At 63.4% G+C, this 13,652-nt stretch carries 10 protein-coding genes and 2 pseudogenes; 6 read left to right on the plus strand and 6 right to left on the minus strand.

The annotated features are described in order from the left end of the window. Positions 1–21: 21 nt before the first annotated feature. The gene (locus tag Pen02_RS40485; RefSeq protein WP_203871531.1) at positions 22–546 is read right to left on the minus strand and encodes a hypothetical protein; all 525 of its coding nucleotides are present in this window, start codon (positions 544–546) and stop codon (positions 22–24) included. Here Pen02_RS40485 and Pen02_RS40490 point away from each other — a divergent pair. Both Pen02_RS40490 and Pen02_RS40495 read left to right on the plus strand, forming a co-directional pair. Beyond that, a pseudogene (locus Pen02_RS40490) lies at positions 458–729 on the plus strand (transposase); the annotation flags it as partial. The gene Pen02_RS40485 and the pseudogene Pen02_RS40490 sit on opposite strands and share 89 nt — an antisense overlap. Positions 730–814: 85 nt before the next feature. Then, positions 815–2,347, plus strand: coding sequence for a hypothetical protein (locus Pen02_RS40495; RefSeq protein WP_203871532.1), 1,533 nt, complete (start codon positions 815–817; stop codon positions 2,345–2,347). A gap of 327 nt (positions 2,348–2,674) precedes the next feature. Here Pen02_RS40495 and Pen02_RS40500 read toward each other — a convergent pair whose 3' ends face one another. Then, complete coding sequence (locus Pen02_RS40500) at positions 2,675–4,639, minus strand: NACHT domain-containing protein (protein ID WP_203871523.1); 1,965 nt, start codon at positions 4,637–4,639, stop codon at positions 2,675–2,677. Positions 4,640–4,911: 272 nt separating this feature from the next. Next, a pseudogene (locus Pen02_RS42360) lies at positions 4,912–5,228 on the minus strand (IS5/IS1182 family transposase); the annotation flags it as partial. 948 nt (positions 5,229–6,176) lie between these two features. Here Pen02_RS42360 and Pen02_RS40505 point away from each other — a divergent pair. Beyond that, positions 6,177–7,007: a hypothetical protein gene (locus Pen02_RS40505; protein ID WP_203871524.1), complete on the plus strand. Its 831-nt coding sequence runs from the start codon at positions 6,177–6,179 to the stop codon at positions 7,005–7,007. A gap of 667 nt (positions 7,008–7,674) precedes the next feature. On the opposite strand, the gene Pen02_RS40510 is transcribed toward Pen02_RS40505, so the two are convergent. Continuing rightward, on the minus strand, positions 7,675–8,718 hold the full coding sequence (locus tag Pen02_RS40510) for a hypothetical protein (protein ID WP_203871525.1): 1,044 nt from the start codon (positions 8,716–8,718) through the stop codon (positions 7,675–7,677). Between the two features lie 60 nt (positions 8,719–8,778). Beyond that, on the minus strand, positions 8,779–9,207 hold the full coding sequence (locus Pen02_RS40515; protein WP_203871526.1) for a hypothetical protein: 429 nt from the start codon (positions 9,205–9,207) through the stop codon (positions 8,779–8,781). Positions 9,208–9,396: 189 nt separating this feature from the next. On the opposite strand from Pen02_RS40515, the gene Pen02_RS40520 reads away from it, so the two are divergent. From Pen02_RS40520 to Pen02_RS40530, 3 genes are read left to right on the plus strand one after another with little or no spacing between them, the layout of a single operon-like run. Then, positions 9,397–10,662, plus strand: coding sequence for a sensor histidine kinase (locus Pen02_RS40520; protein ID WP_203871527.1), 1,266 nt, complete (start codon positions 9,397–9,399; stop codon positions 10,660–10,662). A gap of 58 nt (positions 10,663–10,720) precedes the next feature. Continuing rightward, entirely contained in the window at positions 10,721–11,764 is a 1,044-nt protein-coding gene (locus Pen02_RS40525) for a hypothetical protein (RefSeq protein ID WP_203871528.1), read from the plus strand. Then, positions 11,749–12,459: a response regulator gene (locus tag Pen02_RS40530; protein ID WP_203871529.1), complete on the plus strand. Its 711-nt coding sequence runs from the start codon at positions 11,749–11,751 to the stop codon at positions 12,457–12,459. The genes Pen02_RS40525 and Pen02_RS40530 overlap by 16 nt, the downstream gene beginning before the upstream one ends. 483 nt (positions 12,460–12,942) lie before the next feature. Here Pen02_RS40530 and Pen02_RS40535 read toward each other — a convergent pair whose 3' ends face one another. After that, the gene (locus tag Pen02_RS40535) at positions 12,943–13,359 is read right to left on the minus strand and encodes a hypothetical protein (RefSeq protein WP_203871530.1); all 417 of its coding nucleotides are present in this window, start codon (positions 13,357–13,359) and stop codon (positions 12,943–12,945) included. Positions 13,360–13,652: the final 293 nt, after the last annotated feature.

Here is a 13,652-nt window from a genome sequence, read left to right on the forward strand (position 1 = left end):
CGCCTGCGGCGCGCCGTGCGCCTACGTTTGCATGATGTGTGGTTGGCATGGGAGCACGTTCAGGCGCTTTTCACCGTTATGGCCGAGCACGCCCAAACCAGAGGACGAACGCGCGAGCTCGGACAAGCAGCGGTCGAGCTGGAGCTCCGTGACCGCCGCACCCTCGCCGACGAGGCGTACGGCCTGCAGGCGATGATGCTGGAGGGCAGTCAGCAGCCAGCCCAGCAGGCTACTTGGGTCATGGTTGCGGGACCAGCTGATGAGCACCCGCATTGCTACCGCGTCCTGCCCGGGCAACCAGATGGTCCGCGTCAGCGGTCCACCGTCATAACCCCGGCCCGGGCAGGCCTGACGTAGTTGGGCTACGGCGTTGCCGGTGCACTGGCCGCAACGACCAACCCACCCACAGAAGCCTGCCGCGTCGATGCCGGTGCGGACGCGGTCGGCAGCGCTCTCGACGGCGTGGGCCGAGTTCGGGCCGTTCCTCGCGTTCGATGCGGAGATCTGCAAGGTCATCTGCAGCACGAACGCGATCGAGAGCGTCAACGCCCGTATCCGTAAGGCCGTGCAGGCCCGCGGGCACTTCCGAACGAGCAGGCCGCCCTCAAGTGCGTCTACATAGCGCTGATGAGCCTGGACCCCACCGAGGCCTTCCGCCGGCGATGGACCATGCCCAGGAAAGCACCGTTGAACGCGACCCAGATCGCGTTCGAGGGCCGGCTCACCCCGGCCAACAACTGGCCAGGTCAACAACCAAGATTTGCCGTAAACTTGACACTCCCTGGGCCGCGCCCTCGGAGTAGACTCACCGGCCATGTTGCTCAGTCTCCGCAACTTACTAATCCTGCTCGGTGTCATCCTCTTGTGCTGGTGGGTCGCGGCGGCAAACAGCCCAGAGGAGTGGGTCGCGGCATCCGAGAAGCGTACGACGATACGCACAGAGGCGAACCCTGAAGGTGTCGAAGCGGTGCCAGTATGGTTCGAAGACGGCACCGTCATGCTTGGAATGTGGCTAGGTCCCGGTGAGCGCGACCTCTCATACTACGTTCCGGTCGAGAATCAGGTGTATCGGATCCCCGATGCCGACAAGCCTGCCATGGTCGCAGACGCAGAAACTGACTACCCCTATTCAACCCTGGACCACTATTCGTTCTTTGCATACTTCGCAGTGCCCGCGTTGGCTATCATCCTCGGGCTCCTTGGATATGCTGCTTACCGGGACAAGAAGCGCTGGATGGAGGCTCAGGACAAGGCAAGACGAGCCAGAGGCGCGTACATGGCGTACAAGGAGTACCTAGACACCAAGGCGGCCTGGCAGAGGCATCGAGAAATCGCCTTGCGGCGAATGGAAGGCAGAGTAAATGCCAACGTGGCGTTCTTCCTTGGCCTGACAGGTGTTCAAGTGGGCGATATTGGAAGGTCACTTGCTCGGCAGATCAATCGCCTTCATGTGGATCGCGCCGTGAGTATTGGGCTTGAATTTCGGACAGTTAACGAGATCGGCGACGTTGTTAAGGACATGAGGAGCACTCTCGCGAGAGCACGTTCGACGCTCCAGCAGATCGACGCTGACGATGTTCGACGAGAGAAGATCGAGGAACTCGCCCAACTTGTCGAGAATCAATTGCGGTTTGACATCGTATCTCCCGCAGAATACTTCGGCCCCGAAGGCGACAAAACTCGAGCAAAGGTACTTGCGCAGATTCTCAGCAGAGCACTTGGAGGCGTCTTTCCTGAACCGATCATCGATGTATCGGTTACATCAGACTCGGATGCTCGCATTCAGGTATCTTGCGTCGTGAAGAGAGAACAACTATCGCTATACTTGCATGAGGGCGTTCGGAAAGAAGGTAAGGGCCCAGCCTATCCTGGAATAGGTATCGATTGGGACATTTCCTTCTTTCTCGGGAATGAGCGCCTGGCGAGGGAGCAGTCTCATACAACGCCAGACGCAAGCTTTAAGAGCGGGCTCGGTGGCGACGCAATCTATCGCATGATGGCAGCCACAGCCTTTGCGGCACTGGGTCGCAGAATGCTACGAGAATTCGGCTTGATCTCAGAAGCGAACATGAATCTGGTTGAAATCTCGAGTGCAGCTGCCGATCAACTGTTCGATGAGTTCGTCGAGTTCTTCAGCGACTCTAGCCATAGCATCGGGTTCGGCATGGACCCTGGACAGGTTAAGGAGTTCTTTGAGTCGAGGAGCCGGGAAGCGACCCTCGCACTCGCTGGGGTCGTGGCTGCCTACGAGCAGGATCTGTCTCGCGCCGTAAGTGAACTCGTCGCCTCTGCAGAAGGCATGGCGAGCGCCGCCGCGGCGAGCGCTGGTTCAGCCTTCGAGCAGTAGGCCGGAACGATTTGGTCGGACCACGCGCTTGTGCTCCTACCACCGACAGACAGTTCTTCTAGACGTCCAGTAAGCGATCGTGGTCGTAGATTCGGCCGACAGATAGGGATCCTCGAGGTGAAGAAGATCGCGCACGGGCAGCGTCAGAGGAACTCGGCACGCCGCCAGCGCAAAGGCGCCAGGCTCGACCCACGACCCGATTTGGCTCAATCTGGCTCATAGTTCTGGGCCATCCCGACGTTTCCCCAGGCTATCCGACCCCGGTATGTCTCGCCGACATGGAAATCCGGCTTCTAACGAGAATCAGCTTGCGGCACGTTCTGAGGTCTATGGCGCAGGCGCGGTCGCGGCTGCAGATTCTCTGACCGCTCGGCGGACTAGGTCATGCCGGAACCGATGCCCGTAGCCAGCGGCCTGTAGGATTCCCTGCTCTGTTGCCCAGCTTAGGAACGTCGTCAAGTTTCTGGGGAGAGAGCCTGCCCTTCGAAGCCTTAACCGATCCAGGGAGTGCAGTAGCGTGAACGCTCCACCGTTGCCAAGAGCCAGAACAAGCCCCAGAACTCCCCCAAGAAGGGCGCCTACAAGGAGCGCGGCTCCAGTGTGGGATAGAAGCCAAAGACCAAAAGCCAGCGCCAATGCGATCCTGCTTCCGCTGATCAGCCATGTAATGAACGACGCCCGGATTGGATCCGCCCACTTGAGGCTCTCGTATTCAGGCCGGTCCGCTTGTCCGGCGTCGAACAGCCCCAACAGGGCGAAACCGACTGCACCGATTACGGCTAGGTTTGTGTCCCACACGAATGTCAGAAGCCCCCCAAAGACGACAGTTGAGAACGCCAGACTGATGGCACCTTTGGTGCCTGGCAATCCAAGCCGGGCAGGCACAGGCCGGCAATCGATCGGTGGCCTCCAAATGAAGAACACCATTGCGGCTAAAAGGCCCAGTAGACTTGGCACTGCCGCCACAGCGGCGGCTCCAAGGATGGACGCTCTCACCCAAGCCAAGACTCGGGTCGGTGCGCCAATGGTTACGTTCTCAACTCTAAATATATCACCATTAGGAGAATCATCGTCCAGTTGCGACTCGATCCAGACCAACCAGTCGAAGCAATCGCTGGGATCAAAGCCCTTGGTATTTACATTGCTCAGAGAAAAGTCGAGGTGTGCAGCTGCGATAGCACGCTCTACGGCAGCCTCGTCCCGGCAGGAGAGCAAGTATTTGGGGTCGACGCCGCTTTCGGCGACAAAGGACAGCATCAGCGGCGAGCGCAATGCTTGGCGGACCCGCTTTCCCTCGACTCCTCTTATCAACGTTGAGCAGGCATTCCAGGACTTATACCGACGAGCCAGTGCCGTTATCGCCCGGTTTACTTGTTGATTGGTCAAGGGAAGTAGTTCGTATACCCCTCGGACATTCAAGTGAACCCGTTGGAGTCTCAGGGCTTCGTACGTCTCTGAGCGACAGGCGACCACAATCGGATTGCCTGAACGGAGCGTTCCAGAAGCCATTAGGTGGTTGAGCTCGTCAATAAACGTAACCAGAGAACTGTCATCGAGATATTCTAACCCGTCGAACAGGTACCCGACCGGCGCCTGCGGGCCCAGTAACTCTGCCACGTCGCTTCGCGGCCCCAGCCCGTACCCGTACTCTTGATCGCACGCATGGTCGATTATCCACCGATCGAGGGGACCCCTATGGGCAGCCCAACTTCGTACGTCCACGTATAGCGGGAAGGGATTCAGGTCCGGCCGCTCCTCCCAGTCCTTGGCCATCCTTTCGACAAGATCCTTCATGGCATGCGATTTTCCCGACCCTGCATCTCCCAGAAGCAGCAGCCTGTATTCGCTCTGCGTTAACGCGTCATCGACGGAAGCTGCGCGCCTCGCGGGCCGCCCGGCGCCCCGACTGGTGGTAGGCGCGTGGACTAGTCCACGCCTAGACTCGAAGCGAGAAGCAAGGCTCCCAGCGCCGAGAAGCTGGGACGTGCTTATGGAAGACGAAACCCTGCCTCTAACTTTAGCCAGAAGTTGATAGCGAGAGGTTTTGATGGGCATCGACCGGATCCCGGCCCGCCGAGCGCGCTCGTCCATGACGAGCTGTAATGCCACACCTGCAACGACCAGTGCCACCGACACGACGACGATTGTCGGAGCGAGCCGGTCAAGCGTCTTAGACAGCTCAACACTGTTGGCGAACACGTCCACGCCGAGGCCCGCCATTGCAACAAGGAGAGCCAACCACGGCATGAGGACTGACAACTTGGTCCGCTGTCTGTCTTCCGATTCCGCCACCCTGCCAACGTACCGAACCAAGAGACAGATCGCAGGTAGTCAATCGGGACGGGTGAGGCTCCTTGGCGGGAACGTAGGTTGACCGGATTTGTGTTGATTTGGTGACCCTGCTGGCTACGATAATTGAGGCAAGGCCAGGACCTGTAGAAAATGCGACCGGGTGGTCAGGTTGATGCCGGTGGTTCCGTATGGCGAGTGGTCCGGGGGCGTCGGCTCGTGGATGATCTTCCGACGGTCGGCTCCTATCCTTGTCCTTCGTCCCGGGCCGTCGATGTTGAGTGGCTGTAGCCAGCCGCTTTGGCCGCCAGCAGCGCTCCTTGCAAGCCCGGCGCGCGGGCGGCGAGCGCGTCGATGCCCTCGTGCAAGTAGTCATAGCCGGTGGACTTGCTGATAGCGTTGTCCCGGGCCAGTGGCTCATCCGGGTGCCGTCCAGAAACCAGCGCAAGACCAGCACCGCCTGCTCGTGGCAGGTCAGTGAGCGAGTGTCGGCGCGGGTGCCCCGCCGGAGGCGTTCGTCCGCCAGCACGCCGGCCAGGAAATCCACTGTCTGGTCGCGTACTGCCAGCACCGAAGTGTATGTGACACTCATCGTCGACGCAGGATCCCCATGAAGTTGATCTGTGAGAGGACCACCTTCATGACGGGGGTTCTGCGTCTTCTCGTTGCACCACAACCGATCCGGCGTGTCACCGCACCCACCAACGGCCAGCTACCCAGCGTCACCCGCCGTTACGCGGAATGGCTCATGGCGTGCAAGGCCCAGGGCCGATGCATGATCCACCACAAATGTTCGCTTATGCCCCATCTCCGGGCGCCCGTCAATCGACGACCGGGAAAGCCTGGGTACAGTGTCTGGTCGCGGATGACGGCGAAGTCTGCCGGCGCCGCCCTTGACCGCCAGCGCCACTCGTGGGACGTCCTTCCACCTCGGTGGGTTGTGCCAGTCAGCAGGTGGGCGAAACGCCGCCCGATCAATGCCCGTGCCTGCGCCAGGCGTTCGTCACTCCTGTTGGACAGGGTGTGACGTACGGCGATTGTCGAAGCCCTCATCAAAGCCCGGTGAGTGCGAACGCGGTCGGCGAGACGACAACTGTTCGACTGGACAGTGATTGCGGCCAGCAAGGCAGTATGGTGAGGACTCCAACCGAGGAACGGGATCTTGGACGACCGGTGCGACTGGAAGGTCGGTCCAATTTCGTGCGGTGGCACGCCAGCATCGTCCGTCCCTGCCACAGTGAGGGCTGTGCGCCGTGGATGTGTGACCCATGCCATAGGTTCTGTCGGGCGAGTCGAAGGCGCCGTCCAGCCACTGTGTACTGGCGTCTGATCCGGGTGTGCGTCGCGTCCGTGACGGCCGGCGGGCTGGGGTGGCTCCCAATCGGTCCGGTCTGCGAGAGGGTGTGGGGACGCGCACCGCCTCTGTGTTTGTTGGCCTTGTTAGGTGCGATGCTCGGGTCGGCCACCTCCTGTGTCCTCGCGACTACCGCAGATGACCACGCTAAGCGTTTTGTCGGTGGCTGTCAGTAGTGTGTCGGGCATGTCTGCATTGACTTACGAGGTGAAAGATCCGAAGAGTCCGGTCGCTGTCTGGCTTCGGACGACATTCCCTAACCACAAGGAGATTCAGGCCGGGTACCGGATGGCGGCGGGCACTGCACGGATTCTGCCGTCCCTCGCGGTGGCGGCCGGCACACAGGGAGCGGCGATCGACTGGTGGTTACGCATGCTGGTCGATTCTGCGGTTCCGATCGACCTGCCGCTGACCGGGCTGCGGTTGCGGCGCGTGCCATGTGTGCGTGCCGGGCTGGAACTGCTGCACGACCTCGGCGGTCTCGACGGCGACGGTGGAGTCCGTCGGGTAGATCCAACTCGGTTCGCCGGCCGGCCGGATGAGTGGTGGGCGCGCGTCTGCTACGCACTCGCCCTGCTGGTGGAGCTGTATCGGGCACCATCGGTCGACGGGTCCCGGTTGACGCGCCTGGCCCCGGATGCGCGATGTGCCGATCTCCTGGCCCTGGCCAACGACGACGAGGTCGCCGACCTAATCGCGATGCGCGATCTCGCCCGCGAGCATCTCCTGCCCGCACTGTCACCCGGACCGGTGACCACCGGATTGACCTTCGAAGGCAGCACCGACCTCGCCGCCGACGCTGACCTCATCGCACGTGGAGTCCTCGTAGACTTCAAAGCCAGCCAGGGCAGGCCCCGCGCCGACGGCACCCGCGCTGCCGGTTTGGCCCGTACCAAACTGGACCAGCTCCTCGGATACGCCCTGATGGACTACTCCGACGTCTTCGGCCTCCACACCGTTGCGATCTACGCTATCCGCTTCGGACATTACGCGGCCTGGCCCATCACCGAGGTGTAATTGTTGATGAAAGCACAATCGACGATGTTGAGACGCCGGAGCCGACCTCTGATTCTTCATCCGCAATACCTGTTCCTTGGACCTGTAGTCGGCTTGCTTCGCTGCTGCTGCGCCTCGAGAACATTGGGGCAGAGAACCAGGCGAAGGTTCTTCGCTATGCGGCAGGGCCTGGATCTGGATTTATACCTCGCGCTAAGGTCTACGACCTTACAGGATACCCAAGGGATAGGCTTCTGGTGGGCTTTACGAAGCCAGTCGTTAACTCCACAAGATATCTTCAGAACCTAGGCCTGCTTCCCGAAGGCCTCGACGCGGCGCTCGAGGCAAGCTACCAAAGGCCAGGCAAGGCAGAGGGTTTCAAAGTTCCGGAATCGGTTATAGAAGCGCTAAGAGAATTGCCTCCTGGCAACTCGCCCGACCTTACTGGCTAACGATTTGCATCGATGCTCATCGGTAGGCAAATGAGTCGCTCAAGGATCATGCGCGGCTGACGTGGCAGATCGCAGTCAGGCAGTCGCGTCAGATCCGCACATGGATTTCTAGTGCGACGCGTCTGGACAGTGTCCTGCCTGGGTCCCACACGCCTGCCGAGTCTGCCAACGACACCGTTGGCAGACTCGGCAGGCGTGTGGATGTTGTGCGGCTGGGCCGGCTCGGTGGCGTGGAACTACGGGTGCCACGCCCAGTTTTCGGTGCCTGGGCAGTCGTTGTGGTCGAGTGGCAGTGTCGGCGGCCTGGTCATGGCGCCTCTGAAGTTGTTGTACACCGTCTGGTGTGCCATGCCGTCGTAGTTGCAGACGAGTACACGGTCGCGTGGGCCGCCATTGGCGCGCAGGTAGTCGAAGTACAGCGTCTGGATGCCGCGGTGGCTGCTCTCGCCGGTCCGCGCCCCAGCTAGCACGACGAGCTTGGCGTTCGGGTTCGCCTTGAGCCATCTGGTGAACAGCTGGCCGCGGTTGTTCTGCGTGTCACAGGTGTTGCTGACCAGGTCGGCGTGGTTGCCCGGGTCCAACAGCAGGATGTAGTCGATTTCCTGCCATCGCCCGCCGCCGGGGTTGCTCTGGGTCGCCTCGAGCATGTACACCGGTCCGAGACGGCCGAGGCTCCAGCCGGCCGCTGTAGTGATGTACTTGTTGTTCGGGGCCTGCCAGGACGGGAAGCCGTTGGCGTTGGCGGCGTTGCAGGCCGTTGTACCCGTCCACTGGTTGAACGCCCGGTGTATCGACGCTGGTGAAGACTCGTCGCCGGTGCGGTCGGATTCGAAATACACGGAGCCGTCGTATGTGGCCGGCGGAGGAGTGGCTGGCGGGTTGCCGTTGGCGTCGCACTCGGGCTCGCCGGGCGTTGGCTGGTTGGCTGTGTTGGGAGTGTTGGCGTACCGGTCGGCGATCCAGCCGACCTGCCCGGTCGCAGGGCCGTTGAGGACGGTGACCTTATGCCAGCGACGGTTGTTGTATGGTCCGACGGCTTCGCCGTTCATGCCGCAGATCAGCTCGAATGAGTTGCCGTAGTACATGTAGCGTTCGGTGATGCGGCGTACATTGCCCATGCTTGTGCCGTCGCGCAGATAGATGCCGCTGTACGGGTCATTGTCGGCGTCGACGGCCTGGTAGACGAGGCCGGTGCCGGCGTGTGCGGACAGTGATGTGAGCACTGTGGCGCTGACGATGATGACGGCGATTGTGGTCGCGAGGCGGCTGATCCTTTTCACGGTCAGGTTCCTCTCAGGGTATGGGCGGCCGGCGGACCGGGGTGGTCCGCCGGCCGGGCTTCAGCGTTTGATTTGCACGCAGGCGGGTGAGACCTGGCTGCCGTCGGTCCACCGGGCTGCGACGCACACCCAGGTGCCGTTGCCGAGGTTGCGATTGATGTTCAGCCAGACCTGGGTGGTGTCCGACGGTGTCGTTGGGTCCCCGTGACCGCGGTAGTAGATCCCGTCCCCCCAGACCTCGATCTCCAGGTGCTGCCCGGTCGTGTAGCGGATCGTTCCGACGATGTAGTTCACATAGGTGCCGCTGCCGTTGACGTAGACGCAGCGGTCGACGGGCCGGCCGCCGTAGGTGCATCCGGAGGCGCTCGCGGCGGCTGGCTGTGCGGCGACGACGAGCCATCCGGCCGTCAGACCCAACGCGGCCAGGAGTACGCGGATCATGAGCAGTGCGCGTTTCGTCAGTGCCCGGATCCCGGTCTTGATAGCCATCTCCACGTCCTTTCCGGTGGTTGCGTGGTGGGAGAAAGTATGTGGCGACTCTCAGGGAGTGCGGGTCGGGTGTTCGCCCCTCAACTCGTCACAGCTACTGCAGCAGATCTGTTCGGTGCGAACTTTGGCGGCGTACGCGGCACCGGCCACAAGAATGATCATCCTGGCCGGCAATAATTCGATCAAGCTGTGGCCGGTGCGCCGAATTCAGCCGATCATCGCGTGGTAATCCATGCTTTTAGATATTGCGCCATCAGCCGACAGGTTCTGTCGGTTGATCGACCGACAGAAACCCGTTCGATGCACGTTACTGTGCCGATTGTGGAAGGTGACGCGACCCTTGGTTTGAGCCGCGCCGGCCGACGGTCCGCAGTGGTCATCAGACTGGCCACATTGCCGGCTGCGGCCGCTGTTGCAGTCGCGGCCGCCGGGGATCCGCCCACCCGGGCCGCCGCCGTGGTCGGGTGGACAGCCGTCGGCCTGTGGAGCGTCGTATATGCGTCGGCGGTGATCCGGACGCGTTCACGCTGGCCCACGGTTGTCGACGGCTTGGTTCTGACCGGACTGGCGCTCGCCACGCCGTGGACCGTGTCGCAGACGTGGTTGAGCACCGGCAAGTCGTGGGTCGTTCCGTTCTGCACCTTTGCGTGCGTCGCCTACCAGTACTACGAGCGCTGGTTACTCGGCGGCTGCATGGCGCTCGCCGTCGCGGCGGGCATGGTCATCGGCACCGCGGTCGGTCGACCGGACGGCGCGGTGATTGACGGGCTCGTCACCGCTTGCTGGTCGCTGGTCATCACCGCTCTTGCCCGGCTTCTGTGGACCCTGGTTCGCCGCGGCGGTGCGCAGGCGGACGAGGCGGTCGCCGACGCGGCGCGCGCCAGCCGTGAGCGCGAGATCTCGGCCAGGATCCGGGCTGACGAACTGTTCACCAACCGGAAACTGCACGACACGTCCGCCACGACACTGCTGCTGGCCGGCCTCGGGCAGACCCGGTCCGTGGCCGATCTACTGAGCAAGCGCGCCGCGCGCGACCTGGAGTTCCTCCGCGCCCTACGCGGCAACGTGATACCGGCCCAGTCGGACCTGATCGATCTGCTTCGCGACCTGGTCGACGTCATTCCGCTCCACGTGCGGTGGATCGCTGACGAGCGGACGTCTCTCGACCCGACGGTCGCGCACTCGCTCGCCGACGCCGCCGGCGAAGCGCTGATCAACGCCGCACGCCATTCCGGCACGACCTCGGCCACCCTGTCGGTCACCAGGCTGGCCGACGGAGTCCGGGTCGAAATCCGCGATGCCGGCCGAGGGTTTGCCCTAGCCACAGTGCCTAGCACCCGACGCGGTGTCCGCGAGTCGATCATCGCCCGGGTCGCCGCAGTCGGTGGAGTTGCCGTCGTCGAATCCGGCGTGGGCTGTGGCACCCTCGTACGGCTGGAGTGGCGCTATGTCTAAGCCCTCGACAAGCGGGAGCCTCGAACGCACCACACGACAACTGCTTCGAGGTCTCAGGTTGGCCGTCCTCGCGATCGCCGCGACGGTCCTGCTGATCCCGCTCAGCTTCATCCGCCACCTGCAGGTCTATCAGCCGCTGTGGCCACAACTACTCGCCTACGGCACCCTGATGGCAGTCGTCGCGGCTGAGGCCGTCCTCGTCGTGCGACACAGGTCTTGGCCCGTGATCCGTTGGGCGGCGCTCGCCGCGGTATTCGGTGCCGCGCTGCTCTCCCGGGCGTTCCTGCCGGCCGGGGCGACCGTATCCGCCGCCGACTGGATCTTCGGCGCGCTTGGATGGACGGCCGCGATCCTGTTACTGGACCGGTCGTTGTGGTACCTCGTCGCATTCCTGGCCCTCCACGAGGCGTGCACAGTCGTCAAGGTGCTCGTCACCGGGCCAGCCACCAGCGACGTGCTGCTCAACCTGGCGGCCGGCTCGCTGGGCACCATCGGGTACCCACTCGCCAGCGGCATCGCCGCCCTCGCGCTACGGCGGGTAGCTGTCGCTGCGGACCGCGCGTCCCAGGAGGCCGAGCAGGCCCGGACCGCCAACGCCGTCGAGGCCGAGGTCCACGCGCACCGGCAACGCCGCTTCGCCGACCTGTACGAGTCGGCCGGCCCGCTGCTGCAGGCCCTAGCCGAACGGACCATCGATCTGGAAGCGACGGACGCACAGCACCGGTGCGCCGTCGAGGCGGCGCGGATGCGTCGGCTGTTCGCCGAAACCGACACGGCTGCCGACCCGCTCGTCCACGAGTTGACGCAGTCCGCGGACGTGGCCGGCCGGAAGGGCGTGGTCGTCGACCTGGAGGCCCGTGGTACCTGGCCGGAGATGCCGGTGCCGATCCGGCGGGCACTTACCGAACCGATCGTCAAGGCCATGTCAACGGCCATCTCCGAAGCGCGGATCACCGTGGTCGGCACCCCAGGTGTGGTGTCGGTCAACGTCGTGGCCGACTGCGCACCGGTCGACATCGCCGAAGGCGGCTCCGCGGTACGGGTCATCAGCCTCAGCGAAGATGGGTTCACCTGGGTGGAGGCACAGTGGACAACGACGTGATCACCGCCGTAGTCATCGACGACCACGAGGTCGTACCCGTTGGCATCCGGGTCTGGTGCGTCGAGGCCAAACCACCGATCCGCATCGTCGACCACGGTACCAAGATCAGCGCTGCGTGGACCGGGCCCGGCGCACAAGCCGACGTGGTCATCCTGGACCTCGGCCTACAGCACGGCCGCCAGGCCTTCAACGAACTGCGCCGGCTCAACGAGTCCCACCGCCACGTCGTAGTTTTCACCCAGGACGCCAGTAGCAAGACCGCGATCAAATGCATCGACCTCGGCGCCCTGGCCTACGTGACCAAGACCGAAGGACCGCGGCACCTGGTCGCTGCCATCCGCGCGGCGGCACAGGGCCTGTCATACACGCCGCCGTCCCTCAGCGGCGCTATCGCCGCCGACGACGACCCGAACCGCCCCCAACTCCCACGGCGGGAGATCGACGCACTGCGGGCCTGGTGCGGATCACGCTCGAAATCCATGGCGGCCCGGTCCCTCGGCATCTCCGTGCGCACCCTCGGAACCTACATCGAGCGCGCCCGGGTACGGTACGCCAGCGCCGGCCGCCCCGCACCCACCCAAGCCGCGCTGATGGCTAGGGCAATCGAGGACGGCCTGATGAGCATCGAAGATCTATCGGCCAACACAAGCGAGTTGGACACAAAACGCACCGACGCACCCGACAAACCAGCTTGACACCGGAAGGGTCGTGCGCCGAACTACTGTTGAACAGCTGCCCTGGGACGACGGCCAGACGCGGGCACAGCGCCACATCTCCTTCTCAGCCGCACTGTTCTCGGGTTTGTGGATCGAACGGTGTCTCCGGACCGACACACCGGGCGTTGTACCTGGTGAGGAGGGTGACGTAATGACCGCGACACTGAACAACGTGACTCCGAGGAAGGCAAAGGCCGATCCGTCGGCGGAGGCCAAGGCCGCCGCCGAGCTGGTGTCGGCGCACGGGCTTCGGTGCAGAGCCAGGTACGCCAGACGTACACACGTCCCCGGAAGGTCTGCTGCTTCGGCTCCGTCGGCCGCCTGCTGACCCAGTGACCTTCAAGCCGCTGCTCACCCTGGGTCACCACCGAAGTCGGTCGGCGCCCGAATGCCGGCAGATGCGGATACTGCGACCCGCGATCGCGTTGCTGAGTCAGGCGGACGAGGTTTCTCAGGCAGACGTCACCAGTCCCGCCACTCATCCGTGATTTCGTGGCGCGTCATCCGGTGGCGTCCGGCGAAGGCGTCCAGGTCTATCCCGGCGTCGTCCAACACACCCTCGATATACTCGCAGAGTCGTTCCCGCTCTTCGGTTTCATACGCTGCCCCGTCGTACCGATCGTTGACCGCGTTAAGGGCCCTCACGGTCCGCTCGATCACCTCGAAGATCTCCCCGTCAGTTGCCGGCTCCCAGCGATGACTGACCAAGCTGGCGACGTCCGCCTCGAACCCCGTCAACACCTCGTCCGTCCGGGCCAGCATCTCTGCGGGGAAGAGCCTTGCCGCGCTCGCGTCAGCCGGGTCGAGCGTGCCCGCCGCTATCTCGGCGGCCTCAGCCGCCACGTGTGCCCGCCACCCTGCCGTCGGCCGCGCCATCACCACCGGAAGGGTAACTGGTGGGACGAATCGCGTACCCACACTCCATCAAGCCGCATGCCGTAACCAGCCACCCTCCCGATCGAGGCGCACAAGGACTTCCTACGGCAGGCAGAACCTAGCCGTGCACCACCCTCGCCCTGGAGGCCGTGCGGACAGTGACGGTCGTGCTGGCAGTCACCCACGATCGGCGGTAACTCCGTAGGTCAAGATCGTTTGTGTCGTTCGCGCATAGCCTGTCGGGGCCGCCTGGAGGTCAACGGTCCGCCGCCCGCAATTCCTCGATCAACGCCAGG

Origin of the sequence: Plantactinospora endophytica, assembly GCF_016862915.1 — a bacterium.
In the GTDB taxonomy this organism is placed as follows: Bacteria; Actinomycetota; Actinomycetes; order Mycobacteriales; family Micromonosporaceae; genus Plantactinospora; species Plantactinospora endophytica.

Bases quoted from the DNA above. Each gene is read 5' to 3' on its own strand.
- Pen02_RS40495 (WP_203871532.1), top strand. From the start codon at position 815: ATGTTGCTCAGTCTCCGCAACTTACTAATCCTGCTCGGTGTCATCCTC.
- Pen02_RS40505 (WP_203871524.1), top strand. From the start codon at position 6,177: ATGTCTGCATTGACTTACGAGGTGAAAGATCCGAAGAGTCCGGTCGCT.
- Pen02_RS40515 (WP_203871526.1), bottom strand. From the start codon at position 9,207: ATGGCTATCAAGACCGGGATCCGGGCACTGACGAAACGCGCACTGCTC.